General features: G+C 64.0%; 19 protein-coding genes and 2 pseudogenes. 15 read left to right on the top strand and 6 right to left on the bottom strand.

Features of this window, described 5'->3' with window-relative positions; all coding sequences use genetic code 11:
* Positions 1-30: 30 nt before the first annotated feature.
* From AC1DT6_RS26680 to AC1DT6_RS26650, 7 genes are all read left to right on the top strand, one after another.
* Positions 31-1,221, top strand: a complete 1,191-nt coding sequence (locus AC1DT6_RS26680; RefSeq protein ID WP_477115025.1) for a lipid-transfer protein — start codon at positions 31-33, stop codon at positions 1,219-1,221.
* Positions 1,222-1,261: 40 nt separating this feature from the next.
* Positions 1,262-2,092 (top strand): SDR family NAD(P)-dependent oxidoreductase, encoded by an 831-nt coding sequence (locus AC1DT6_RS26675; protein ID WP_477115024.1) that lies wholly within the window; start codon positions 1,262-1,264, stop codon positions 2,090-2,092.
* Positions 2,093-2,245: 153 nt separating this feature from the next.
* Complete coding sequence (locus AC1DT6_RS26670; RefSeq protein WP_477115023.1) at positions 2,246-3,385, top strand: acyl-CoA dehydrogenase family protein; 1,140 nt, start codon at positions 2,246-2,248, stop codon at positions 3,383-3,385.
* A 31-nt stretch (positions 3,386-3,416) separates the two neighbouring features.
* Positions 3,417-3,860 carry a MaoC family dehydratase N-terminal domain-containing protein gene (locus tag AC1DT6_RS26665; RefSeq protein WP_477115022.1) on the top strand — a complete coding sequence of 148 codons (444 nt, stop codon included), beginning with the start codon at positions 3,417-3,419 and terminating at the stop codon, positions 3,858-3,860.
* A gap of 24 nt (positions 3,861-3,884) precedes the next feature.
* A complete protein-coding gene (locus tag AC1DT6_RS26660) occupies positions 3,885-4,307 on the top strand; it encodes a MaoC family dehydratase (protein ID WP_477115071.1) in 423 nt (140 codons plus the stop codon).
* Between the two features lie 58 nt (positions 4,308-4,365).
* Positions 4,366-5,553 (top strand): lipid-transfer protein, encoded by a 1,188-nt coding sequence (locus tag AC1DT6_RS26655; RefSeq protein WP_477115021.1) that lies wholly within the window; start codon positions 4,366-4,368, stop codon positions 5,551-5,553.
* 61 nt (positions 5,554-5,614) lie between these two features.
* Positions 5,615-7,036, top strand: a complete 1,422-nt coding sequence (locus AC1DT6_RS26650) for an aldehyde dehydrogenase family protein (protein ID WP_477115020.1) — start codon at positions 5,615-5,617, stop codon at positions 7,034-7,036.
* A gap of 72 nt (positions 7,037-7,108) precedes the next feature.
* Here the strand turns inward: AC1DT6_RS26650 and AC1DT6_RS26645 are convergent, their stop codons facing one another.
* The 5 genes from AC1DT6_RS26645 to AC1DT6_RS26625 all read right to left on the bottom strand — a co-directional run bounded on the left by AC1DT6_RS26645 (position 7,109) and on the right by AC1DT6_RS26625 (position 15,783).
* Positions 7,109-9,850: a LuxR C-terminal-related transcriptional regulator gene (locus tag AC1DT6_RS26645; RefSeq protein ID WP_477115019.1), complete on the bottom strand. Its 2,742-nt coding sequence runs from the start codon at positions 9,848-9,850 to the stop codon at positions 7,109-7,111.
* Positions 9,851-10,016: 166 nt separating this feature from the next.
* Positions 10,017-10,922, bottom strand: coding sequence for a LysR family transcriptional regulator (locus AC1DT6_RS26640; RefSeq protein WP_477115018.1), 906 nt, complete (start codon positions 10,920-10,922; stop codon positions 10,017-10,019).
* A gap of 122 nt (positions 10,923-11,044) precedes the next feature.
* Positions 11,045-12,613, bottom strand: coding sequence for a long-chain-fatty-acid--CoA ligase (locus AC1DT6_RS26635; RefSeq protein ID WP_477115017.1), 1,569 nt, complete (start codon positions 12,611-12,613; stop codon positions 11,045-11,047).
* A gap of 75 nt (positions 12,614-12,688) precedes the next feature.
* Positions 12,689-13,861 (bottom strand): porin, encoded by a 1,173-nt coding sequence (locus AC1DT6_RS26630; protein ID WP_477115016.1) that lies wholly within the window; start codon positions 13,859-13,861, stop codon positions 12,689-12,691.
* Between the two features lie 119 nt (positions 13,862-13,980).
* Positions 13,981-15,783 carry a hypothetical protein gene (locus AC1DT6_RS26625; RefSeq protein WP_477115015.1) on the bottom strand — a complete coding sequence of 601 codons (1,803 nt, stop codon included), beginning with the start codon at positions 15,781-15,783 and terminating at the stop codon, positions 13,981-13,983.
* 413 nt (positions 15,784-16,196) lie between these two features.
* Between AC1DT6_RS26625 and AC1DT6_RS26620 the strand changes: the two genes are divergently transcribed.
* From AC1DT6_RS26620 to AC1DT6_RS26610, 3 genes and pseudogenes are all read left to right on the top strand, one after another.
* Positions 16,197-17,282, top strand: coding sequence for a Zn-dependent alcohol dehydrogenase (locus AC1DT6_RS26620; RefSeq protein WP_477115014.1), 1,086 nt, complete (start codon positions 16,197-16,199; stop codon positions 17,280-17,282).
* Between the two features lie 444 nt (positions 17,283-17,726).
* Positions 17,727-18,155, top strand: a pseudogene (locus AC1DT6_RS26615) (ATP-binding protein); the annotation flags it as partial.
* Positions 18,118-18,783 (top strand): hypothetical protein, encoded by a 666-nt coding sequence (locus AC1DT6_RS26610; protein ID WP_477115013.1) that lies wholly within the window; start codon positions 18,118-18,120, stop codon positions 18,781-18,783. The pseudogene AC1DT6_RS26615 and the gene AC1DT6_RS26610, both read left to right, overlap by 38 nt.
* 300 nt (positions 18,784-19,083) lie before the next feature.
* On the opposite strand, the pseudogene AC1DT6_RS26605 reads toward AC1DT6_RS26610, so the two are convergent.
* Positions 19,084-19,335, bottom strand: a pseudogene (locus AC1DT6_RS26605) (tyrosine-type recombinase/integrase); the annotation flags it as partial.
* Between AC1DT6_RS26605 and AC1DT6_RS26600 the strand changes: the two are divergent.
* The 5 genes from AC1DT6_RS26600 (at position 19,311) to AC1DT6_RS26580 (ending at position 25,507) form a co-directional block, all read left to right on the top strand.
* Positions 19,311-19,511, top strand: coding sequence for a hypothetical protein (locus tag AC1DT6_RS26600; RefSeq protein ID WP_477115075.1), 201 nt, complete (start codon positions 19,311-19,313; stop codon positions 19,509-19,511). The pseudogene AC1DT6_RS26605 and the gene AC1DT6_RS26600 sit on opposite strands and share 25 nt — an antisense overlap.
* Before the next feature lie 428 nt (positions 19,512-19,939).
* Positions 19,940-21,388 (top strand): site-specific integrase, encoded by a 1,449-nt coding sequence (locus tag AC1DT6_RS26595; RefSeq protein WP_477115012.1) that lies wholly within the window; start codon positions 19,940-19,942, stop codon positions 21,386-21,388.
* Positions 21,385-23,265 carry an integrase gene (locus AC1DT6_RS26590; RefSeq protein WP_477115011.1) on the top strand — a complete coding sequence of 627 codons (1,881 nt, stop codon included), beginning with the start codon at positions 21,385-21,387 and terminating at the stop codon, positions 23,263-23,265. Before AC1DT6_RS26595 ends, AC1DT6_RS26590 begins: the two co-directional genes overlap by 4 nt.
* The gene (locus AC1DT6_RS26585) at positions 23,262-25,148 is read left to right on the top strand and encodes an integrase (protein ID WP_477115010.1); all 1,887 of its coding nucleotides are present in this window, start codon (positions 23,262-23,264) and stop codon (positions 25,146-25,148) included. Before AC1DT6_RS26590 ends, AC1DT6_RS26585 begins: the two co-directional genes overlap by 4 nt.
* Positions 25,145-25,507: a hypothetical protein gene (locus AC1DT6_RS26580; protein ID WP_477115009.1), complete on the top strand. Its 363-nt coding sequence runs from the start codon at positions 25,145-25,147 to the stop codon at positions 25,505-25,507. Before AC1DT6_RS26585 ends, AC1DT6_RS26580 begins: the two co-directional genes overlap by 4 nt.
* Positions 25,508-25,858 lie beyond the last annotated feature (351 nt).

The raw sequence follows: 25,858 nt of genomic DNA, 5'->3' as shown, positions 1-25,858 counted from the left end.
GGTTTCAACAACCTGTCAAGGAACTTAGACATGTCCAAAGTGGTAGTGGCGGGCATCGGCATGGTGCCGTTCCGCAAGCCTGGCGCCAGCGGCAACTATATCGAAATGGGCGCGGAAGCTGCGCGACTCGCATTGGCGGACGCCGGCGTGGGCTACAACCAGGTGCAGCAGGCCTATGTCGGCTACGTTTACGGCGATTCCGCTTGCGGACAGGCGGCGCTGTACCCGGTTGGCATGACGCAGATCCCCATCGTCAACGTCAACAACAACTGCTCGACCGGCTCAACGGCGCTGTACCTGGCCCGGCAAGCTGTGGAAAGCGGGGCGGTGGAGTGCGCCATCGCGCTGGGCTTCGAGCAGATGCAGCCGGGCGCCCTGGGGTCGGTGTTCGACGACCGGCCCGGCCCAATGGACCGTGCGCTGGCGCTGACCGCGGAACTGAACCCCGGAGCCGTGACGGCCGGTGTGCCGATGGCCCTGCTGCAGTTCGGCGGCGCGGGCAAGGAGCACATGGAGAAGTACGGCACGAAGCTTGAGACGTTCGCAAAGATCCGCGCCAAGGCTAGTCGCCACGCCGCCAACAACCCGCTGGCCGTGTCCCGCAACGTCGTGACCGCCGAGCAAGTGATGCAGGACAAGATGATGTGGCCGGACGTCATGACCCGCCTGATGGCGTGCCCGCCGACCTGCGGCGCCGCCGCGGCCATCCTTTGCACGGAAGCCTTCGCCCGGCGGCATGGCCTGAACAGCGAAGTGCGCGTGCTGGCGCAGGCGATGACCACGGACAGTCCGGCGCTGTATGACGACCGTTCGATGATCCAAGTCGTTGGCTTCGACATGGCGCGCGCGGCCGCCCACCAGGTGTACGACCAGGCAGGGGTAGGCCCGTCGGACGTGCAGGTGGTGGAACTGCACGACTGCTTTGCCCACAACGAACTGCTGACCTATGAGTCGCTCGGCCTCTGCCCGGTGGGGGAGGCGGAAAAATTCGTCGAAGACGGAGATAACACCTACGGCGGCAGGTTCGTGACCAACCCGTCCGGCGGCCTGCTGTCGAAAGGCCACCCGCTCGGCGCCACGGGCCTCGCTCAGTGCTACGAGCTGACCCACCAGTTGCGCGGCACCGCGGGCGGCACCCAGGTCAGCGGCGCGAAGCTGGCTCTCCAGCATAACCTCGGCCTCGGAGGCGCCTGCGTGGTGACGCTGTACGGACGCGCCTGACCCCAACCGAATCAACCCCATATCACTCAGGAGTATCGAAATGAGCAAACTAGAAGGCAAGGTCGCACTGATCAGCGGCTCGGGCCGCGGCATCGGCCGTTCGCTGGCACTGAAGCTGGCATCGGAAGGCGCGCGCGTGGTCGTTAACGATCTCGACGCCGATCCGGCCAATGAAGTGGTCGAACTGATCAAGGCTCATGGCGGTGAAGCCGTGGCGTGCGCCGGCAGCGTCACCGCGCCGGACTTCGCCGACCGTTTCATCAAGACGGCCGTTGACCACTACAAGGGCATTGACATCATCGTCAACAACGCCGGCTACACCTGGGACAACGTCATCCAGAAAATGACCGACGAGCAGTGGTACGCCATCATCGACTGCCACCTGACGGCGCCGTTCCGCATCCTGCGCGCCGCCCAGCCGGTCATCTCGGCTGCCGCCAAAGCCGAAGCCGCAGAGGGCCGCGAAATCTGGCGCAAGGTGGTGAATATCTCGTCGACCGCCGCGGGCGGCAACGCCGGGCAGGCCAACTACTCGTCGGCGAAGTCCGGCATCCTGGGCATGACCAAGAGCCTCGCCAAGGAGTGGGGACGCCTCAAGGTCAACGTCAATGCCGTCGCCTTCGGCTTTATTGAAACGCGTCTGACGCAGGCGCTCGCCGGCGATGAGAGCAAGACGGTGAACATCGAAGGGCGCGAGATCAAGGTCGGCGTGCAGAAGGCGATGATCGACAACGCCGGCCGGACCATCCCCGCCGGTCGTCCGGGCACGGCCGACGAAGCCGCGAACGCGGTGTACTTGTTCTGCCTGCCGGAATCCAACTACGTATCCGGTCAGGTGCTGGTCTGCGGCGGTGGCTACGGCGCCGTCTGACAACTCATCCTGATGCCGCCCCCCCCGTGGCGAGGGGGCGGGCGATGGCATGCCTTCCCTCCCCACAGGGGGCGCCTGCCGCGCAGCACAGTGCAATCATGCACAGAGGGCCTGCCATTCGAACGGCCACAGTATGAAGAGGGAGAATACCCAGTGAACGTCAGTCGCAACGTCTTTCGTGAAGATCACGAGCAATACCGCACCTCGGTGCGCCGCTTCTTCGAGCGCGAGTGCGTGCCGCGCCAGGAGGCCTGGAACGCAGCCGGAATGGTTGACCGCGAGACCTGGCTGAAAGCCGGCCGGGATGGGCTGCTCTGCGTCACGACCGCGGTGGAGTACGGCGGTGGCGGTGGCGACTTCGGCCACGTGGCGGTGATCATCGAAGAGGCCGCGCGCGCAGGCATCAGCGGCTTCGGCTATGGCGTGCATTCCTCCGTGGTCGCGCCCTACATCTCCCGCCTCGGGACTGAGGAGCAGAAGCAGCGCTGGCTGCCGAAGGCGTGCGCCGGGGAGACGATCCTCGCCATCGCCATCACCGAGCCCGGTAGCGGTTCCGACATGAAAGCCTGCCGTACCACCGCCGTCCGTGACGGCGACGAGTGGGTGATCAACGGTAGCAAGACCTTCATCAGCAACGGCATGACGGCCGACCTGATCATGGTCATCTGCAAGACCGACCCTGCCGCCGGCGCCAGGGGCATCAGCCTGATCTTTGTCGAGGCCGACCGCCCTGGCTTCCGCCGAGGCCGCAAGCTGCAGAAGGTCGGCCAGCCCGCGGCCGATACCGCCGAGCTGTTCTTCGACAACGTGCGCGTGCCGGCCAGCAACTTGCTGGGCGAGGTCAACCAGGGCTTTGGCTACCTGATGCACGACCTATCGCAAGAGCGCCTGGGCATCGCGCTCAATGCGGCGTCCCAGCTGGAGACAGCGCTCGAGCACACCCTGGCCTACGTGAAGGACCGCCGGGCCTTTGGCCAGACTATCTGGGATTTCCAGAACACCAAGTTCAAGCTGGCCGACGCCAAGGCCGGCGCCATGGCGGTGCGCGCCCTGGTCGACAACTGTCTCGGCAAGCAACTGCGCGGCGAGCTGTCCGGAGAAGAAGCGGCCGCCGCCAAGCTGTTCGCCACCGAGACCATGTGGAAGCACGTCGACGACATGGTGCAACTGCACGGTGGCTATGGCTACATGATCGAATACCCCATCGCCCGCATCTTCACCGATCAGCGCATCGCGCGGATCTTCGGCGGCAGCAACGAGGTGATGCGCGACATCATCTCGCGCAAGTTGTAAGCGCAGTACCCCAACACGAGGAGACAACGAGATGGCAGACAAGAGTCTGATCGGCCGTGTGATGTCGCACGGCACCGCCGACGTGGAGAAAGGGCGCCTGCGCTTCTTCGCCAAGGCCACGGGGGAGGCCAATCCGGTTTACACCGATGAGGCCGCCGCGCGCGATGCCGGCCACCCGTCGCTGCCGGTGCCGCCGACCTTCCTGATGTGCCTGAACAGCGGCATTGGCGACACGCGGGCCAGCCTGGAGATCCTGCAAATGGACCTGGGCCGCATCCTGCATGCCGAACAGGCCTTCGACTACCACCGCATGGCCTACGCCGGCGACACCCTGCGCTTCGAGACGAAGATCGAGGACATCTACGACAAGAAGGGCGGTGCGCTGCACTTTGTCGTGCAGGGCACCAGAGTGACCAACCAGAACGGCGACCACGTGGCTGACCTGCGCAGCACGCTGGTCGAGCGTCGCGGCTGATCGATGGCCATGGATAAGACAACGATGCACGCTCCCCGCTTTGATGACGTGAAGGTCGGCGACAAGCTGCCGCCGCTGGCGCTGCCGGCGATCAACCGCACTACGCTGGCGCTCTATGCCGGCGCCTCGGGCGATCACAACCCGATCCATATCGACATCGACTTCGCGCGAAAGTCGCGCATGCCCGATGTGTTCGCGCACGGTATGTTGTCGGCCGCCTACCTCGGCCGCCTGCTGACCGGCTGGGTGCCGCAGAGCGCGCTGCGCGGCCTGTCGGTGCGGTTCACCGGCATTACGCACCTTGGCAACCAGCCAACCTGCTCCGGCGAGATCGTCGAGAAGTTTGAGGCCGGCGGCGAGAAACGCGTCCGCGTGGCCATGAAGTGCGTGAACCAGTTCGGCGAAGACAAGCTCGTCGGCGAAGCCGTGGTCGCGCTGAGCGTCTGACCGGCAAGTATCCACCTGCCCGCTCGATGTGGCGGGCCCCAATTCGAGAGAGAACGACATGAGTGAGAAAGTCATCGTTGGCGGCGTCGGCATGATCCCCTTCAGCAAGCCGGGCGCGAGCCCCAGCTACACCGAAATGGGCGCCGAAGCCGTGCGCCTGGCGCTGCGCGATGCGGGCATCAGCTATGCGCTGATCCAGGAAGCCTACGTCGGCTATGTGTTCGGGGATTCCACCTGCGGCCAGACCGCGCTGTACGAAGTGGGCATGACCGGCATCCCGGTGGTCAACGTCAACAACAATTGCTCCACGGGCTCGACGGCACTGTGGCTGGCGCGCAAGGCCGTGGAGAGCGGCGCTGCCGACTGCGTACTGGCACTGGGTTTCGAACAGATGCAAGCCGGCGCGCTGAAGGCGCACTGGGATGACCGTCCGCGTCCGCGCGAACGCTTCCTGCCCATCCTGTGGAACCTGACTGCCGATGCCGAGAACGTACCGCAGGCCCTGCGCGGCTTCGGCGGCGCTGGCCGCGAGCACATGCAGAAGTACGGCACCAGCATGCGAGCCTTCGCCGAGATCCGCGCCAAGGCCAGCCGCCATGCGGCCAACAACCCGTTGGCGATGTTCCGGAACGTGGTGACCGCCGATGATGTGATGAACGACAAGGTGGTGTGGCCGGGCGTGATGACCCGCCTGATGGCCTGCCCGCCGACCTGCGGCGCCGCCGCCGCGCTGATCGTTTCGGAGCGCTTTGCCAAGAAGCACAACCTTCGCACGGATGTGCGCATCCTGGCCCAGTCCATGACGTCCGACCCAGTCGAGTCGTTCGACCCGCCCTCGCTGATCTCCTATGTGGGCAGCCACATGACCCGCGCTGGCGCAAAGGAGGTCTACGAGAAGGCCGGCGTCGGCCCGGAGGACATCAAGGTGTGCGAGTTGCACGACTGCTTCGCCCACAACGAATTGCTGACCTATGAGGGGCTGGGCTTCTGCCCGACCGGCGAGGCGGAGAAATTCATCATGGACGGCGACAACACCTATGGCGGCAAGGTCGTGACCAACCCGTCCGGCGGCCTGCTCTCCAAGGGCCACCCGCTCGGCGCGACCGGGCTGGCGCAATGCTACGAACTAACGCACCAGTTGCGCGGCACCGCCGACAGGCGCCAGGTGGAAGGCGCGAATCTCGCACTGCAGCATAACCTTGGCCTCGGTGGCGCCTGCGTGGTGACGCTCTACGGCAAGAACTGAAGCTGGCAGCTTCCCGCACCGCCGGGCGGGCTCCGGAACACAACGAGGACTACCCAAAACCATGCAGAACCTCAACACCTTCTACATCGACGGCGCCTGGCAGTCGCCCGCACCGGGCGCGTCCAGCGCGGAGATCGTCAATCCGGCGACCGAGGCAGTCATCGGTTCCGTCGCCCTCGGCACCGAAGCCGACGTGGACCGCACGGTAGCGGCAGCCCGCGCTGCCTTTCCGGCCTGGTCCGCCACCAGCCGCGACGAGCGGCTGGCTTTGCTGGGGCGGCTCGTCGAACTGTACAAATCCCGGATGGACGATATCGCGATGGCGATCCATCAGGAAATCGGCGCGCCGCTGTGGTTGTGCCGCTCGCACCAGGCGCCGCTAGGCCTGCAGGTGCTCCACTCGGCCCTCGCGGCGCTGAAGGAAATGGAGTTCGGGCGCAAACTCGGCAATACCGAGGTGGTCAGCGAGCCGATCGGCGTTGCTGCGCTCATCACGCCATGGAACTGGCCGGCCGGCACGCTCATGGGCAAAGTGGCCTACGCGCTGGCCGCAGGCTGCACTGTCGTCCTCAAGCCATCGGAGGTGGCGCCGCTTGACGCGCGCGTGATCGCCGAGATCGTGCATGAAGCCGGCTTCCCTCCGGGCGTGTTCAACATGTTGTATGGCCTCGGCCCGGTGGTCGGCGCGGCGCTGTCGCGGCATCCGGACGTCGATGTCATCTCGCTGACCGGATCGACCCGGGCCGGCACCGAGGTAGCTGCCGCTGCCGCTTCCACCGTCAAGCGCGTGCTGCTGGAGCTGGGCGGCAAGTCGCCCACCGTGATCCTGGATGACGCGGACCTGACGGCCGCGGTCAAGGACGGTGTTATTGGTTGCATGCTGAATTCAGGGCAGACGTGCGTGGCGCCGACGCGGATGCTGGTCCCGCGCCATCTCCACGACAAGGCCGCCGGTATCGCTGCGGCGGTAGCGGGCGCGCTGAAGGTGGGCGATCCGTCTCAGGCCGAGAATAAAATCGGCGCGCTGGCCAACCGGGCGCAGTTCGAGAAAATCCAGCGCATGATCGGCATCGGTATCGAGGACGGCGCCACCGTGGTGGCGGGCGGTCCTGGCCGGCCCGACGGCGTGGAGAAGGGCTATTTCGTCCGTCCGACCATCTTTGCCAATGTTGGCAATGACGCGACCATCGCCCGCGAGGAGATCTTCGGGCCGGTGCTGGTGATCCTTCCCTACGACAGCGAGGAAGACGCCATCGCCATCGCCAACGACACGGACTATGGCCTGGCTGCCTATGTGTGGTCGGGCGATGCCGCGCGCGCACGCCGGGTGGCGGGCCGGCTGCGGGCAGGTTCGGTGCGCATCAATGGCGCCAGCCCGGACAATGCGGCACCGTTCGGCGGGTACAAGCGATCAGGAAACGGGCGCGAGCTGGGCGTCTACGGCCTGGCCGAGTATCTCGAGCACAAGTCGATCGCCGGCTGATCCGGAAGGTTGGTGCGGCGCGGGAAATTTCCGCGCCGCGCTCATTACCAGCTCGCGAAGGCAGCGTTGTTGTCAGCGCGGGCTTTCCGGCCCGGCGTCCGACTTGAGATTGCGCAGGCGTTCGGCAGCTTCGTCCCGCCCGCTGACGCCGAGCTTCGAAAAGACATTCTTCAGGTGCCACTTTACCGTTTCCGGCGTGATGTTCAAGGCACGGGCGATCTTCTTGTTCGGCATGGCCTGTGCCACCATTTCGAGAATGTCGCGCTCGCGGCCCGACAGCGCCGACAGTGGCACGGTAATGCGCTTTGGCGCGGGATTCGGCGCAGGAGCGGCAGGTTGGTGACCGGAGGGAGCGTGCGCCGCCGCGTCCAGCAGTCGTCGCGCATACAAGGCGATGACCGGATCCAGTGTGTCCGACGCCAGCAGGTCTCGCAGCATCGAGGTCAACTGCGGGGACACGTCGAGCAGCGTGCGCACCAGCCCGAGACGGTGGCCGTCCTGGAGCGCTGCCAGCAAGCTCGCGCGTGCAGCCTCGAGACGGCAGCAGCCTTGCTCCGCCAGGGCGAGTTGCAGGCGCACGCTGACTGAGCGCCGCACCCGCCCGCGTGTCACGCAGAGCTTCACGGCCAGTTCCAGGCGCTCACGCGCGGCATCGAAGGCGTTCTGGTGTAGGTCCCGCTCGGTGCGGGCACGCAGCCAGCACAGCCAGATGTCGAACGTCATGCCGTCGTTCGCGGAGTCGGGATAGCGTTGGATCATGGCATCGAGCCGTTGCAGTGAAGCCTCGGCAAGATTCACCTCGCCAGTGCGCAGGGATAGCTGCACGCGGGCGCACAGCAAGTGTGCGCGCAGGCGTTCGAGGTCGTTCGTGACTGCATAATCTTCCAGCCGGTCCAGGCTGGCATACGCGTCCAGGTGACGGTGCTCGGCCAGGTAAGCGCCGGTCAGGATCAGCAAGGCGCGCATCACAATGTCCGGCAACCAGATGCGTTCGATGATGTCCATGCGGCCCTCGAGCAGCCGGCGCACGACTTCGGTCTGGTTGAGTTCATACATCGCATGTGCCAGCAGCCCCGCGGCGAGGCAGTGTACTTCGATGAATGCCGGGCCACGCTTTTCGGCCTCCTGCATGACAGGCCGCAAGAGTGGCTCTACAAGCGCCAGCCGGCCTTCCACGGCATGGCTGGTTGCGAGGACACAGCGGCTGAAAAGCTGTTCGCGTGGGGCGCCCTCGGTCTGCTCGTGCACGGCGACAATCTGGCGTGCCTGTGCATAGTCGCCCCGCGACAAGTACATCCACGCCAGCAGGTTGTCGCGCAACACGCGCTCATGGACGTCAATGTCTTCTGGTGCGTCCAGCAGTGCGGATTGCAGGCGGGCAATACTCACGGCGTCGTCATTGCGCAGCGCCAGCGCGCCGCGCAGCACATTGACGGAAAAGCGCTGGCGCGCGTCCAGTTCGCCAGCCGCAATCTGCGCGTCGAAGTGTTCAAGCGCACGGGCGATGGCACCCTGCCCGCGAGCCGGCAGCAGGAGGTAAGCCTCGGCCAGCCGCAGGTGGAAATGTGCGTCGATCTGGCCAGGTGGCAGCAGGTGCAGCAAACCGGCCAGCTTGCCCATTTCGCCACGCGCCATCAGGTCAACGGCCGCTGCGTCGACGAGTTCGGCGGCGGCCTCGGCATCGCCCGCCTGCACGGCGTGGCGCACGGCTTCGTCGAGCATGCCGCGCCTCTCGAACCAGTGCCACGCGATGCCGTGCAGCGCCTGCTGCTCGGCCTCGGGCATCTTTTGCACGCGTGCCTGCAGGACTTCGCGCAGCAGCGGGTGGAGCTTGTACCAGGTTTCGCTGTCGCGGTCGTGAATCTGCGTAATGAAAAGGTCGTTGGCATCGAGCCGGTTCAGGCGCGTCATGGTGCCGGCCACGGCGCGCGGGTATCCCACCAGCGCGGCGCACAGAGAGGCGCTCACCGGGTTGCAGACCGACATGCGAGTGAGCAGGTTCAGGTCTTCCGGTGTCATGTGGGCCAGCAGTTCAGTCTCGAAGTAGCTCGAAAATGCCTCCGGGTCGTGCAGGGGAACATGCTGCGTGGGGGCGTCGCGCTGTGCCTTGAGCTTCAGTGCGAACAGTTGCAGGCCGGCCACCCAGCCCTCGGTCATGTCGTGCAGGATCCTGGCCTCGCGTTTGTCGATGCGGCCAAGCTGCTCATGCAGAAACACCTCCGATTCGGCCTCGGTAAAGGCCAGATCCTCCAGCCCGAGCTCGGCAACTTCGTCCTGCGCCAGCAAATGCGCGGGTAGCAAGGGCAGGGCGGTGCGTGTGCCGAGCGCGAAATGCACGTGCGCGGGCGCATACTGGATCAGGCAACGCATTGCCGAGACCACGTGCGGATGGGTCAGGTGCTGGAGGTCATCGAACATCATCATGACCGGGCGTGCGCGCGCGGCCAGGCCGCCGAGCAGGATGATGATCCAGCGTTCGATGGCGAGGTCGTCGTCGCAGTTGCCTTGCAGCAGGGCGGCGTCACGGGTGATGGCGGGATCGATCTCGTTCAGCGTGGCGAGCAGGCATTCGCTGAACCTGTTCCATTCGTTGTCGTCGGGGTTGACTGATAGCCACGATACATCGAACCCCATGCCGACCAGGGCTTGTCGCCAGGCCAGCAGCGTACTGGTCTTCCCGCTCCCTGCACGCGCGCGCAGCACCAGGCAACGCTTGCGCCGAAGCTCCATCAGTCGCGCCATCAATGCTTCGCGCGCCATCAGGCGGCGTGCGCCGCGAGGCGGTACGACCTTCGTGCCAATGGCGGTAGGCATCGGGGATTCAGGCTGCGTCTGTGGGGAGTTAGGCACTTGCATGGCAGCGCGGAAGCGCGGAGGCGGGCACGCTGGAATTATATGGTGTTCTTGCGAGATCCGGCGGGGCACCGACCCTCGCGGCCATGGGGATTTCCCGGGCAGCCGGGAGGTTGCCCGGTCGCGCTCAGGCCGAACTGGCGGCTGAGACAACCAACTGCTCGATGATCCAGTCCGCCGCCGGCGACAGGGTCCAGCCAGCCAGGCTGACAACACCGAGGCCGCCCACCCGCGCGAGCGAGGGAGACAGGTTCAGCGTGACAAACGCACCGCTGTCGAGCTCCGCCCGCACCGCTGTATTCACGCCGATCAGCACGGCATCGCTGGCGAGCGTCACGCTGATCAACAAGGGCACGAAGTCCGTAACGAGATGCATCGGCGACGCCTGCAGGTCTTCGAGGCGGAGATACCTTGCCAGCCAGTTGTCGTACGGTCCGGGCCGGCGCCCGGAGATGATGGGATAGAGAGCCAGATCCCGCGGTGTCACCGTGGCTTGTGCGGCCAGGGGGTGGCCGGCGCGACAATAGGCGCACAGCGGTTCCGTGGTGAGCGCCCGGATCTTGATACGTGGATCGTCTTTGTACGCAGTCACGTCGGCGGCGAAGAACTCAATGACGCCGTCCAGCAGCATTTCCATCAGGACGGGCGTGCTGTGGCTCTCGATCTCGACCCGCAGGCCCGGGTGCTCCCGCACCAGCCTCGCCATGACCGGCGGCAGCAGGACCGCCAGCGGCAGCGGACCCGCCCCCATCCTGACGTGGCCGACCTCGCGGCGCAGCATCATGTCGACTTCGTGCTCAAGATTGCGGGCATCGCGCAGGAGTACGCGCGCCCGCTCCGCAACGGTCCGGCCGACTGCGGTAATGCGCACGCCCTGTCCGTCGCGGTCAAACAGCTGGCAGCCGAGTTCCTCCTCGAGCGCGCGGATGCTGCGACTCAGGGCCGGCTGCGTCAGGTGCAGCGACATGGCGGCCCGGGCGAAATTCAATTCYTGGGCCAATACCAAGACGTGGCGCAGTTTGCGCAGATCCATGATGCAAGTGCGTTTCCGGGAGACTGCAATCATTGCACCGGACCACCTGCGCTGGCAAGGTAAACACCGCTAACCGGCTTTGCCTGCCTTTCGCCCCGGAGATTGCATCGCGGAACCTGTTGCTACGCCACGCTGCGTTCCTTTTTCGCCCAGAACGGCTTGCGCAGATCAACCTTGGAGACCTTGCCCACGCCGGTCATCGGCAGCGCCGCCCGGAACTCGACGCCGCGCGGGCATTTGTAGCCGGCAATGCGTTCCCGGCAGTGGGCGACGATCTCGGCCTCGGTGGCGCTGGACGCATCCTTCAGGACAACGACGGCGTAGACCATTTCGCCCCACTTCTCCGAGGGCACGCCGATGACTGCGCAGTGCGCCACCGCCGGGTGGCTGGCGATGGCCTTCTCCACTTCCGCTGAGTAGACGTTCTCGCCGCCGGTCACCACCATATCTTTCAGTCGGTCGACCACGTAGACGAAGCCGTCGGCATCCATATAGCCGCCGTCGCCCGTGTGCATCCAGCCATTGCGCAGCGCCTTGGCGGTTTCGTCGGGGCGTTTCCAGTAGCCGAGCATGACGTTAGGGCCGCGTACGACGATTTCGCCCACGGTGCCGCGCGGGACCTCGCGGTCTTCCGCGTCGACGATCTGAACTTCCACGCACGGATGGGGCAGTCCCGCGGAGTACATCTTCCCGCTGGCCTGATGCTCGGTCGTGTGGTATTCGCCCGTCAGCGCGGTACCGGCCGCGGCGATTTCCGTCATGCCGTAGCCCTGCGTGAACGCTGCTGAAGGAAAGGCCTCGCGCGTGCGGTCGAGCAGGGCAGGCGAGATGGCCGATGCGCCATAGGTCAGGCTGACGACGGAACTGAGGTCCAGTGCCCGTGGTTCGGGCTGCTTGTCGCGCCAGTCCAGCAGCATCTGGATCAGCGTGGGTGCCAGCATGATGTCCGTGACGCCTTCGGTGTGGGTGGCCTTCAGCACGGCTTCCGGCGTAAACGATGGCACCACTACATGGGTGCCGCCGCTCATGAAGAGCGCCGTCGTGAGCGTGTAGTCCGCGAGGTGGAACATCGGCATGGCGTGCAGGTATGTGGCGCTGACGCCCATCACGCCGGCATAGGTCGCCGCCATCATGGCGAACGCCATGTTGTAGTGGCTCAGCATCACGCCTTTGGGGAAGCCCGTCGTTCCGCCGGTATAGAAGATGCCGAGCAGCTCGTCGCCGCCGCGGCGCACGTCCTCGACCGGCTCGGCAGCCTTGATAATGGCCTCGTACGACAGCATGCCCTGGGGCGCTTCGTGATCGCCTGCATAGATCGTCTGGCGGACCGTCTTCGATTGCGCGGCGGCCTGGATCCCGAGGTCCTTGAAAGTATCGTCGACGATCAACACTACCGTCTCGGAGTCATCCAGAGAAAAGACGATCTCGTCGAGGCTCCAGCGGATATTTACCGGGTTGAGCACGGCGTCGGCCCAGGGGACGGCAAGCTGGTACTCGAGATATCGGTCAGAGTTCAGCGACAGCATGGCCACGCGATCGTTGCGCTGCACGCCAATGCGCTTGAGTGCACCGGCAAGGCATGCGACGCGCTGGCCAAACTCCGAAAATGTGATACTGCGCCCCTTTGTTCTGATCGCGGTGGCATTCGGGCGCACGTGCATGCTGCGATGCAGGCCTTGGGTGATGTACATGAGAGACTCCAGTATTGGGGGGGGCGCGGGCCCGGCCTGCTGACGCAGATGCCGGGCGAGATGCGCTGGGGATTGTCAGAAAATCATGCGAATGCCGGCCGCGATACTGAACATGCCCTTCTGGCCGTTCGCCAGTCCGTTGATGGTGTTGTTCACGCCGTAGCCATAGACGCCGCCTGTCTGGATCAGCGAGTCATAGTTCATCGCACCGTTGTGCGCATACGCCGTGGCGACATATACGTCGGTACGTTTGGATAGGTTGTAGTCCGCCAGCAGGCTGACCTGGCTGAAGTTCGGCTGTTTGGCCGCGGGCGCGGCGGGTGACAGCGAGGCGGCCTTCACCTGATCGTAGTAATAGGCCAGGGTGACCTGCCACGACGGGGAGAACACATGCGAGACGCCGGTCCAGTAGAAGTTGTCGCGCATCATGGTGACCGAGTTCCCATAGAAGGAATTGCGCCACCGGTACCCTGCATAGAATTTGGTGTTCCCGACGTTGTAGGACGCACCCACGGCGATCTTGCGGTCGGTGCCGAGCGCGGCATTCGCAGACGCGCCCGGATTGAACTGGTCATAGGCAAGGCCGCCCGAGAACCGATCGGTGTAGTAGTACGCCCCGGCGCCGTAGGCGGTCTGGGCCTTGGCGTGGCCAGGCAATTCGCCCTCCGCGATCGTCGAGGGCACGCCACCGAAGATCGGCACGCCCGCACCGAAGGAGTAGTGTGCGGCCGCATGCAGCGCGCCGAAATCCCCGGCATACTTGATGGCGTTATCGACGCGATAGTCGAGGCCGGAAACCGTCAGCCCGGGTTCGTAGGTCGAGGCCGCGCGCATCGGCATGAAGTTGGCGATGGCATCGAACAGGCTCATGGTCTGGCGACCGAACGACAGTTGGCCAACCCCGGCTTGTCGCAGCCCGACGGCAGCCTGACGGGAGAACAGCGCGCTGGTCGGGGTCGGGGCGAAGGTGCCGGTGCCCGGGTTGAAGCCACTCTCAAGCCAGAAAAGGGCCTGCGTGCCGCCTCCGAGATCTTCGGTTCCCCGCATGCCCCAGCGCGACGGCGACAAGCCGCTCAGCGGAGCCATATCGACACGCGAGCCTGCGGAAGTTCCGCTGGTGGTGCGGTTCACGTATTCAACCGCCGCATCGAAGACGCCGTACAGCGTAACGCTTGTCTGCGCCTGGGCCATTGATGCCCCGCTACCCATCCCCCAAAGTACTGCCACGGCCAACTGCTTCTTGTTCATACCCGGTTGCCTCCTGTTTATTGTTGGTCCGTCGCGAAGTCTTTCGCCCGCGACAGTGGGTATTCCAGATGCGCCGGCATTCGGAGTACCCACCTTTCCTGCTTACTTTCCTGGGATGTTCAAGAGCCCGCGCGGCCAGCCAGCTTCGCGTCTTCAGGCCCGGCCACCTTCTTCATCTTTGCGGTGTCCAGGCGCATCAGACCGAAGGCGCCGGCATGCAGGACGCGCCCCTGGTCGTCGACTTTCACCCCTGCAAACATGCCGTTGAAGACCGGGTTGCTGCCCTCCCGGATGGTCATCACGGTCTTGCCGCTGTCGAGATCCATGCCGATGTGGTAGCGATCGTTCCAGCCGCCGGCGAAGTAACCGTCGATAATCGCCATGTGGCCGCCGCCACTGATGATGGGCACCATGGAGATGGTCGAGATGTCGTCGCGCGTCCACAGCGGCTTCCAGCTGTGCGTGGCTTGTTCCCATTTCATGGCAGCTACCCCCCGTGGCCCCGGCCGCGTAGCGCCGTTGATCAGCGCGGCGAAGGTGAGCGAGCGCTCCAGTTGCGGAGCTTCACGGGTCGGGATGTTGTTGACCACGAATGCGTAGTCGCCATAGCTTGCGACAGCCTGCTCGGACTGGACGGTCTCGATCTCCGGACCCATGTCAATGACACGTTGGTCCGCCACGCGCAACGACGGCGTGCCGGGCCGCTGTTTCCAATCGGCCGGGATCTGGTCACGCCAGAAGGCTACCAGGCGCATCTTTCGCGCACCGTCGGTAATGACCACCAGTTTGTCGTCGTGTGGACCGAACCCCATCAGCGACGGTGTCGAGCCGGTGCCATCCCCGACCTTGGGCGCGGGCATGACAACGCCGCGGTCGTAGGGCGACTGCCACGCGCCGCTCGCCTTGTCGGCATGGATCTTGCCGTTGCGGTCAACGACCAGGCGATACATGTTCGCGTTCGAGGCCACGTACACGGCGCCGTTGTTGGCCTCGGGCCCGGTGGCAAAGCTATTGAGGAACAGTTCGTCGTTGCCGGGGACCGTGAAGGTGTCGACCAGTTCCAGGGTCTTTCGGTCCAGCGTCAGGACCTTGCCGCCCACGGTGTTCGCGACGATATAGCCGTTGTAGGTCATTCCAAGCCCGAACATCATGTCGGCCGGAAAGCGCGAGTGCGCGCGCACCTTCTCGTTGTCGAACACCGCATCCGGCAGTTTCGAGACCTGCGGGGCGCTCATCGGGGAGAGGGGGTTCTTCGGGTCCTGCTGGGCAATGCGGAAAAGCGAGCGGCTATTGGCGGCGTAGAAAGCGTTGTCGCGATCCAGCATGGAATAGATTGCGCCACCTGCCAGCTGGTCTTCGGCCTGGCTGATGAGGCGGTTCGGCTGGGCTTTCATGTAGGCCAGCAGGCCCGGTTCGTCGTGTGCATCGAGGAAGCCCTGCACAGCCTTTGCCTGGGCAGCACGTTGCTCCGGCGCGACGGGACTGAATCCCGGCAGCAGGGGAGGCAGCTCCGAGCGGGCGACTTCCACCAGCTTGCCGTCCTGCAGGATCAGCTTGCGCAGCGAGAAGCCGGCCCACCACCAGTAGACGTTCTTGTCCGCCACGGTATCGGTGACCAGCGGCAAGCCGCATGCCTCGCCATAGAGAATTTGCGCGGACTCGGGCGTGACCTCGAAGTTGCCGCGTGGGACCTTGAAGCTGACGCTGTTGGTTCCGGCATCGTTGCCGTGCGTCTGGTTGTTGTACGACTGGGCCAGGTAGGGGTTCGCGCGGGTACCGCCGGCAGAGTCGGTGGCGGCGAGCGCGCTTGCGGCGAAGGCCGTGGCGGTCAGAAGGACGGCGGCGGCGTGCGCCGCACCGCGGCGCAGCGCGGTACGGCGGATCGCGAGATGGACATCGGGTTGCCTCACTACTCCCTGCATTGCTGTCTCCAAGAATCTGTGGAATTGCTGCATGGATTCGCGCGCCGCATCGACTAAGCGGCTGCGGTCGGCCATGCACAGGGCGGATTCTTCGGCCAGCCTCAGACGCAGTCCAATGCAATCTAGGGGCGAGTCTGATAACAAGAACTCATTGCCGGGAGCGGATGTCGACAGCTCGGCACCCTGAGGGAATCGGTCGCTTGTGCCGGAGCATCCGGCTACGGGAAAACCACGAGACGGGAACATGAGCAGATTGCGACAGCACGCCACCCCTCCCCGCCATGGGTGGGGGCTGTCCCATTCGCCCCGGTGCTACGGTTCTGCACGGCCTTGCCCGCCCCCACGCGAACCGCGGCAGGCGGAAGCCGGCAGGACAGATCACGCCATACCACCTTCCACAGGAGACCCCGATCATGAAAGCTGCAGTTTTCCACACCCCAGGCAGTCCACTGAGCATTGAAGACGTGTCCATCAGCAAGCCCGGGCCGCATGAGGTGCTGATCCGCACCCGCGCCGTCGGCGTCTGCCATTCCGACCTGCATCTTGTCGATGGCCTCTTGCCGCATCCGGCGCCCGTCATCCTCGGACACGAAGCGGCCGGTGTGGTCGAGGCAGTCGGCGAGCTGGTCCGGACGGTCAAGCCGGGGGACCATGTTGTGACGTGCCTCTCCGTCTATTGCGGCCACTGCGAGCATTGCCTGACCGGCCAGCTTTCGCTGTGCATCTCGCCGGATACTCGCCGAAGCAAGGAGGAGGAGCCTCGCCTTGCCTACCGGCAGAAGCCGATGCCGCAGTTCGCCAATCTCTCGGCCTTCGCCGAGCAGATGCTGGTGCACGAGCACGCCTGCGTCGCCATCCGGCGCGACATGCCGCTGGACCGCGCCGCGCTGATCGGCTGCGGCGTGACGACGGGCACCGGCGCGGTGTTCCACACGGCCAACGTAGCGCCGGGCGAGACGGTCGCCGTGATCGGCTGCGGCGGCATCGGCCTGGCTGCCATCAATGGCGCGGCGCTCGCCGGGGCCGGCCGCATCATTGCGATCGACATGCTCGACGGCAAGCTCGAACTGGCGCGCTCCTTCGGCGCCACCGACGTCATCAGCGCGAAAGACACCGATGTGGCGAAGGCCGTCCGTGACCTCACACGCGGCGGGGTGCATCATGCGTTCGAGTGTATCGGCCTGAAGGCCACTGCCGAGCAGGCCTTCGCCATGCTGCGACGGGGCGGAACTGCCACGGTGATCGGCATGGTCAAGCCCGGGGTCAAGCTCGATATCGATCCCTACCAGCTGTTGCAGGGCAAGCGCCTGCAAGGCTCGGTGATGGGCTCCAACCGCTTCCCGGTCGACATGCCGCGCCTTGTCGATTTCTACATGGCGGGCAAGCTGCGACTGGACGAGATGATCTCGCGCCGGCTGAAGCTGGAGCAGATCAACGAGGCCTTCGACGAGCTGCGTCGCGGAGAACTGGCCCGCTCAGTCATTGTGTTCGAAGACTGACTCCGTACGGGCGGCTCCGGGGGCTTGGGGTAATGCCGACAGGCAGATCTCCGCACGCCGAGTGAAAAGCCGCCCCGATGGGGAATGCTCAGAGTTAGCGGTATGGTTTGGGGGAGCGTGCCTGAAGGTGTAGGTTTCGCGGATTTTCCAGGACGACGATAGCGGTACCTTCAGGCCCGCAAAGTGAAAAAATTCGGGAAGTTGCCGACGAGGATGCTGCCGTCGAGCGGATTGCCCGCTCGCGTCTGCTACCAGCGAAGCGTAGTTAACTAGGTGTTGTCGAGTATTCGGCGCTACAGGTAAGTCCAGTGACGATGGCCAACCTTGTACTAGGCGTGAGGTAAGCGATGGCTGTTGTCTCGCGCAATGTGTTTCATCTAGCGCTTCTATTGGCGAGCTACGGCAAGCCTAGAGGGTGCGGCTCTTGTAGTCAGGGCTTCGACAGGCAAGACGCAGATCGTCGCGCGGCTGATGGTCGAGGAGTTGGCTTTCTACGGCATTCGAAATGCGAAGGACGTGGCGACGTGTCTGAGCGGCTATGACGAGACGGCTTATCCTGAGCGTAGCCAATGGAGCTTTACCCGATTCTACGTTCCGCAAGCGTTTGATGCTGGTTATCGGCTGGTCAGCGATGCCGACGCGCTGTGGGAGGCGTTCGAGACGGCGCACCACAAGGCCAGTTTGCCAGGCAAACTCGAGATCCCGATGGAGTCGTTCGCTCGTGCCGTCGAGATCCTGCTGAAAGACAGCGAGATCAGGGATTGCCCGGGCTACTGTCCCGAGCCAGCGTTGTGGGCTCATGCGGTACGGCATTGCGGTTATGTCCAGTCACGCCATGCAACCGGACGTGTGCTCGTCGCCGCCGCCTTGTGAGGTGGGAGCGCCGCGCTTTCCTATCCTCACGCTCGACGAGGCAAAGCTCACACCGGCGCTGGGCTACGTGTTCGACAAGAAGTGGATCGAGCCATGGGAGTCGCTCGTCTCGATCTTGTGGAAATTCAAGATAGCGAATGCGTTGTCTGGTGCGGCTATGATGCGGCTGGTAAGACCGGACATCGATCCCTACGGGAGCATTCCGCCGCAGCGGGGATTGATTGATATCGTTCGGCTGAACGAAGCACTGGGCTTGCCAACAAAAGCGCTGCACATGGCACTCATCGAGGCAGGCGAGCAGCGACGCTACTGCGAAGTGTTCCGCTACTGTCGCTCCTGCATGACACGCGGCTACCACTGCCTCTTGCATCAAATGGAGAGCGCGATTCGATGTCCTGCGCATCGTTGCCCAATGGAGTCGGCATGTCCACGGTGCGGGTATGAGACGCCGTATCGCGTAAACGTGCAACTGCTTGAGGCGCCATACCGTTGCGCGCATTGCCACGTACGCTATGTTCGGCAGGTGTTATGGCGACCCGGCAGTGATCGACGTATGAAGCCGGAGCACCGCAAGGCGTTGGCGCGGGCTTACTTTGAGCATGGCCTGGGATGCAGGAGCCTTGGTTAGTCACGGACACTGGCTTGAGCGCATACCGCGATCACAAGACAGCCGCTGCAGTAAGGCGGTCAGGATTTTCGATTCCGTTTTAGGTCGCCGATCGCGGTCGCAAGATGGTCGGGGGCCCGGAGTTTTAGGGCTGCGCAGTCGCGTCGCACACCTGATTGACACCTTCGCGAACCTCAGGTGGTGACAACTTTACTTCGCATGATGTAAATCATTGATTTCATTGATGTTACCTCGGATCGCTCTGCCGCTGTCTTGCAGATTGACAACATTACTTCGGAAACAGTGGCAACTTTCCTTTGGTCTACGACTGTCGCTCGAGCCCGGCGTCGCGTCGATCGCGTCCTTGACCGCCTGCCACATGGCGTGGCGCAGGTAGCGCGTGATGCGCGGCTTGGGCGCGCCGCGCCGGCCGCGTGCCAGCGAGAGCGGATTGCCGGCCAGGTAGCCGGCGTCGACCAGCTAGGCGAACAGGCCGTTGAGGATCACCATGGTGTGGCGCGCGCTCACCGGAGAGAGCGGACCGGCAAATGGCCGCCACGCGGTCGCGCCGCGCGTCGATAGGTCTGCAGGGTGGCACGGGAAATCGTTTCGGCACGCACCTGTGGGATGCAATCAGCTACCTGGCCCTGCTCCCGGGCTGGAGCCATGACGGCAAGTGTGACACCACGGAAAACCTGCGCTGGCAAAACCATGAAGCGCAAGCCGCGGTGCCCGTAACGACCCGCTAGGCCACGGCGGCACGGTCCGCGACCCAAGCCTGATCAATGAACGCCCGGGCCATGGCTGGGCGTTCATCGATGCAATACGGCCATCGCCAACTTCGGCTGCTGACTCTCCCTCCCTTTCTGCGGCACAACCCTATCGGCTGCTCATGTAGGCGGCAAACAGCGCCGGCTGCAAACCGCGCAATTCCTTGCGCCGTTCCACTAGTTCATGGTGGCGACCGTGTCGCTCCAAGTTCAGCAGTTCAAGCAGCAAGCGCATCGCACGCTCAGGCGAGCTTTGAGTCGACTGCTGTGTCTGACGCAGTAGGTTCGCTAGGCCCGGTTTCTCGATCAACGCCCAGGCGGTATGCGCAAGCCAAGAACGATCCCGTGATACTCGCAGGCTGTGTTAGAGAGGACGCCCACTCGAATACAACATGAGGATCTGGGCGATGACAGCAAGACGAACCACCATCCGGCAACTGCCACTGACCGAGGTTGTTGACCGTGACACACCCGGCGCGACGCCGGTCAGCATCACCACGCCCGAGGGCGGCACCATCTATCACACGGTCCCGCTCGCAGACCCCGACACCGGCAGGCGGCGCGATGCCCGCCCGCAGTGGATCGCAGGCACATTCCCTCTCTTTCCAGTTGTCYGACTCGCAGACGGCGCGCCGTGGGCTGAGGCGAATGTCTGGCTCATCGATATGATGGAGTCGAAGTCGTCGCCCAACATGCTGACCTTTGCCAGCATCGCTGACGATCTAGTGGCGTTCCGTCGTTATCTGGATGACGAGGGCATCGACTGGCTGGTGTTCCCCGCGAACAAGCGGCAACGTCCGACCTACCGCTATAGCGCCTCGATCAAGCTGGCCGTGCAGGTAGGCGAACTGTCTCCGGGCGTCGCCAAGCGTCGTATGGGCGCCGTGGTGCGCTTCTATCGCTGGCTCATGACCGAAGTGGGCTTCAGGCCCGCGAACGCGCCGTGGGTCGAATCTGACCGTTTCATCGAGTTCAAGGACCAGCAGGGCTTCAGCGGCGTGATCGAGGTCAAGACCACCGACCTGTCGATCAGTGGTCGGCGCGCAGAGGACCCGTGGGACGATCGCATTCAGGACGGCGGCGGCTTGCGTCCGCTCCCCTCTTCAGAGCAGTCGGTGCTGCTTGAATCGTTAGCCGGACTCGGCAACACCGAGATGACGCTCGTTCATCTGTTCGCGCTGTTGACAGGCGCTCGCATCCAGACGGTACTGACCGTGCGCGCGAAACACGTGATGCGCAAGCCTGACGGGTTTCACGGCGACGACATCCGTCTCGCCTGCGGGCCGGGCACGGGCATCGACACGAAGGGCGGTGTCAAGGGCGTGTTGCACCTGCCGCGCGGTTTCTACGAGCGGCTGTACGTCTACGTGCACAGCAATCGTGCTCGCAAGCGTCGCCAACTGGCAGACGGCGGCGATCACCCCGACCAGCCGCTCTTTCTGAGCCATCGCGGTGCGCCACTCTACGAGGATCGCGCGTCGCGCGGCCCGCTCAGCACTGGCCCGCAGGAGCGCCGCCACGTCAAGACCGGGCAGGCCGTGCGCCAGTTCATCAGGGACGAACTGTTGCCCATGATGCGCGTGCAGTTCGGCAACCCCAAGTACGAGTTCAGCTTCCACGACCTGCGCGCTACCTACGGGCTGAACATGGTCGATACGATGACAGCGAATGAGACGAAGTACACACGGGCACTCGATCAGTTGCGGCAGTTGATGTGGCACGCGCGGCTGTCCACGACCGAGGGCTACCTCAGCTACCGCGAGAATCGCAAGCTGTTCGACGCTGTGCAGGACGGCTGGGGTGCGCATCTGTCGACGCTGGTCACGCGCGTCCTCGACACTACGGTGGCAGCATGAACCGCCTGTATGAGGAAGTGTGCATGCCGCTCGCGGAGGGCACAACGCTGCTGCACCCCGAACGCGCGCTGCTCAAGTGGGAAGGCCTTAGCAGCAGTTCCGATATCGGGAGGATCTGCTACCTGACGCGCGACACGTCGAGTCGGCAGCGCACGCGACGTACTTTCGACCATACAAGCTTCAGCAGCGAACGCGCTAAGGTCGTACGCCTGCTGGTGACGCAGCTTTCCGGGCGTATGACCCTTGGCGCGATGCGTCCGAAGACGGTCTACGCTGCTCTGCGCGTCGTGCTTGACTTCGTCAACTGGGCCGACAGTCAGGGATTGCATCAGGTGCTCTGTGACGAGAAGACTACCGAGGAAGCGGTTCATCGCTACTTCCGTGAGAAGCGCGAACAGGTCTCGCTGGGCAGCCTGCACCGCAATTCCGTCGCCCGCTATCAGCGCAATCTGTTGTCGATGCTACGTGAGCTCTTCAGAAACGACGACTTCTGCGCCGATGCGAGAGTGTTGCGCAGCCAAGAGAATGCTTCTGTGCCAACAGCTGTGCCTGATGCCGAGGCACAAGCCTCCCTGCTCGCATGGGCTGATGCGCTCTTCAGCAGCATCAGCACGCTCGTACTCGACTTCAAGCCGTACCCGGTGCACGTGACCACAGCACGAGGCGAGAATCTTTTCCTTGTTCCGCACCCGTTTGGCCGTAATAAGGGCGACAACTCGCGCGGCCTGCTTGGCTGGAATCTGGAGACGGGAGAGCCGCGCACACGGGAGGAACTCAGGACGCGGATGGTTGAGGCAGGGGCTAACAAACCGCGTGAGCGTTCGTGGGAAATCGCCAGGCTAACGGCTAAAAATCTTACGGCGGCGAACGCGGACGCGCAGTCACCGATCCGTCGCTCGCACGCTTCGATAGCGGCCTCTTGCTTCGCCACGCTGTTTCTCGCCGAAACAGGCATCAACCTCGCGCAGCTGCTGGCCATGAAATGGAGGCCCGAGCTTGCCGCGAGCCTGCAGGATGCGTCAGTTGCACGTCAGAAGTTTCGTGAGGTCAAGTACCGTGCAGCCGGGAAGGACGTCACGTTTACCGTCTCGCTGGGTTTCATGCCTAAGCTCAAGGCGTATCTGGCGTTGCGCGAGTATCTGGTGCAGGACGCAGACTGCGACGCATTATTCATCGTAGTCGGGAATCATGCACAGCTACGACGGCCAATCGGTCTCCCAACCGAATTTCTGGTGCTGCTTTACAGTCGACTCAACAAACTCGGGGTTGTACTGCCGCGAATTAGCGCACGTCAGTGGCGTGCGGCGAAGCAGGATTGGGCGGTGAGCAACCACGGCCCCGTCGTCGCAGCCAGGCTGATGGGCCACTCCCTGGTCACGGCGCTGCGCTCGTACTCGGACGGCACGGACGCCGCGCACAAGGCAGAGATGGGCGCATTCCTCGCTTTGGTGGAGAAGTCCGTGCTGAAGCCCGGCAACGACCCGGCGGGCAGCATCAAGAGCGCGGTGGGCGTCTGCATTGAGTTCAACAAGCCTGCGCCAATCGCGGCGTCGGTCACCGTACAGCCTGACTGCCGCTCGACCGAAGGGTGTCTCTTCTGCGACCAGTACCGCGTACACGCTGACGCCGCCGACATCCGCAAGCTGCTGAGCTGCCGTCACTGCGTCAGGCTCGTGAGCGGACGTGCCGACTCGATCTGGCAGTACGACAGCTCGTTCGGCGCCGTGCTGCGGCGCGTTGACTTCCTGCTGGATGAGCTGCGCAAGCGCGACGCCGCATTGGTTCATCAGATCGAGCAGGACGTTGATATCGAAGGGAATCTGGACGCTTTCTGGTCGGCCAAGCTCGACCAACTCTACGAACTGGGAGTGGCATGAACAACACGCTGATTGCGCCGATCGCCGCGCGACCGGACTGGTATCGGGTCGAGGACGATACGGTCGTCACGCGCGATACGGCTGGGAACACTGTTTCGCTGTTTGGTGACGACGCCTGGGACATCCGTGCATACACGGTTGGGCCACGCAGCACCCATATCTATTTTAGGGGCCACTCGCCTGACGGCGTGAGCCGCGCGCTTTCAGAAGCGACTACGCGTCAATGGAAGCAGGTCATGTACTTTCTGATGCACGAAGCAACCGATATCGTACCGGCGTCCGGTACGCTTCAAGCTCGTTCAATGCACCTGAGGGAGTTTACGTTCTTTGCCGCCGCACGTCAGCTTACGCTCTACGAGGGGCTGTCCAACGTCATCGTTGTTCTGGACTATGTGGCGCAAGCCGGGATGGAGGCGAAGGCACAACGCCTTCATTCGATTCTGGTGAAGCTTCACCGTCTGGGCGTCGAGACCACAGGGCTGCGCGTACCGCTGGCTCAACTGCATAAGCCTCTGCTCGAACGCTTCGCGCAACACGCTGGATACTCACAATACCCTGTCATCCCGACGCGGATCTACCAGCATTTCCTGTCGACCTGCGAGCATGACCTTGGCATCGCTGAGGGTGTCGCCGACAGCCTGTCGGACTACCTCGCACGCGTGTACTCTGACGAGAATCTAGGCATCTCTGCAGCGCTGGCAACGGCTGCTGCGCACTTCCGGTGCAAGGACTCCCGTTACGTCGAGTCGTCGCTTGTGGCGTCGATCAGCACGCTATGCCAGCTTGTCATCCTGTCGTTCACCGGTATGCGCGCGGCGGAAGCGGAGAACCTGCCGTACGACTGCCTGGGTGAGACCCGTCTGGATGGCGTGACGCACTACACCATCAAAGGCGTCACGACCAAGCTGTCGGGCGGGCGTCCCAGGCGCGCATGCTGGGTGACCAGCCCGCTCGCTGCCCGCGCGGTCAGGCTCGCGCAACGGCTGTCGGGCGAGGCGCACCGGGCACACGGCGCGCAAGGCTACACCGAATCGACGGACGGTTCACACCTGCTGTTCTGTCGGATGGGTCTGCATAATGAGTACGTGGCAAACCTGGCGCCGAGTACCGTACACAAAGATATCGAAGCCTTTCGTGAGCGCGTCTTCCCGACGATCACGGTCGAGGACATCGTTGAGCTGAAGCGTGTCGACATGCACCGCGCGTGGGAAGATGAGCCGAAGTACGCGGCCGGACAGCGGTGGCCGTTCACGCGTCATCAGCTTCGCCGCACGCTCGCACTGTACGCGCACCGCAGCGGTCTCGTAACTCTGCCGACGCTCAAACGTCAGCTGCAGCACATCACGCAGGAAATGAGCATGTATTACGCTCGTGGCTCGGCGTTCGCGAAGGGCTTCATCGACACCGACAGGACCCACTTCGCGAAGGAATGGGGCGAGACGCAGGGCCTGTCCGAGTACCTTGCGTACGCGGAGCAGGTGCTGTTCTCTGACGAGCGGCTGTTCGGTGGGCATGCAGCGTGGACGCAGAGCCGTGCAGTGCAGGCGTCACCTGTGTCGGTCTACTCGCGCGAGCAGGCGGTCAGAATGTTCGAGAAGGGCACGCTCGCGTACCGGGAGACGGTGCTGGGCGGCTGTGCCAGCGTCGAACAGTGCAAGTCGACGCCGCTCGACTGGATGCGTCTGGATTGCCTTGAATCGAACTGCCGTAACCTTGTGGTCGTGCCGTCGAAGCTTCAGCGCGTGATCAAGGCGCAGCAGGCTACCGTCGAGAAGCTGCGCGCTGTCGATGAGGCGAGTGTCGAATACCGTATCGAGGCACACACACTGCAACGACTGCTTGACGCGCAAGAGAAACTCATCATCAATCCGGAGGCAGCATGAGCGGCGCCATGACCGACTACTACGCCGCCCTTGAGCGGCTGAAGAAACGCAAGGGTGCGCGCATCAACAACGACACCGTGGCGATCGAGGCGGGCCGCAAGAAGGGCAGCATCAAGAAATCTCGCCCGCAGTTCGCTGAACTGATCGAAGCGATCCACGCCGCCAACGTCGTAGCCGAGCGCCCGAAGCTCGAACTGACCAACCGTCTGAACCGCGCGAAGGACGACGCGAAGAATCTGCAGGCACAGCTTGACGAGTCGCTGGCTCGTGAACTCTCACTGCTGCGCCAGGTGTTCAGCCTGCGCAAGGAACTGGCTGCGCTGCGTGGCGGTAGCGTCCTGCCCTTGCAGCCCCGCTAGATCGGGGCGGGCGTCTTCGCTCAAAACCGGCGCCTGGGCTGCTTCGCCAGCGTCGACTTGATGTTCGGGAAGGTTCCCGGTACGGCTCACCTCGCGTAGTGACGCATCAAGTTCGATCGTGGTTCTGTAACACCGCTGAATGGGTCAAGGGCGGGCGAAGCCCGGCGAAGTGAACCCTTGACGCGCGATGCTTTGACACGCTCTAGCGGTACTTTCGCAAAGCAAGGCCCCATCGGCGGCTCTTGGCCCGTAAATCATGACTGAATGGGCTCGGAAGTCATACATGAAATAATATTGGTGCCCACCGCTGCAGTTCGAAGATCTTCACGGCGCGGCGCTGCTCGGACGTGA

This window comes from Cupriavidus sp. 01L45, from assembly GCF_056399885.1.
This window is presented reverse-complemented; position numbering and strand designations above follow the sequence as displayed.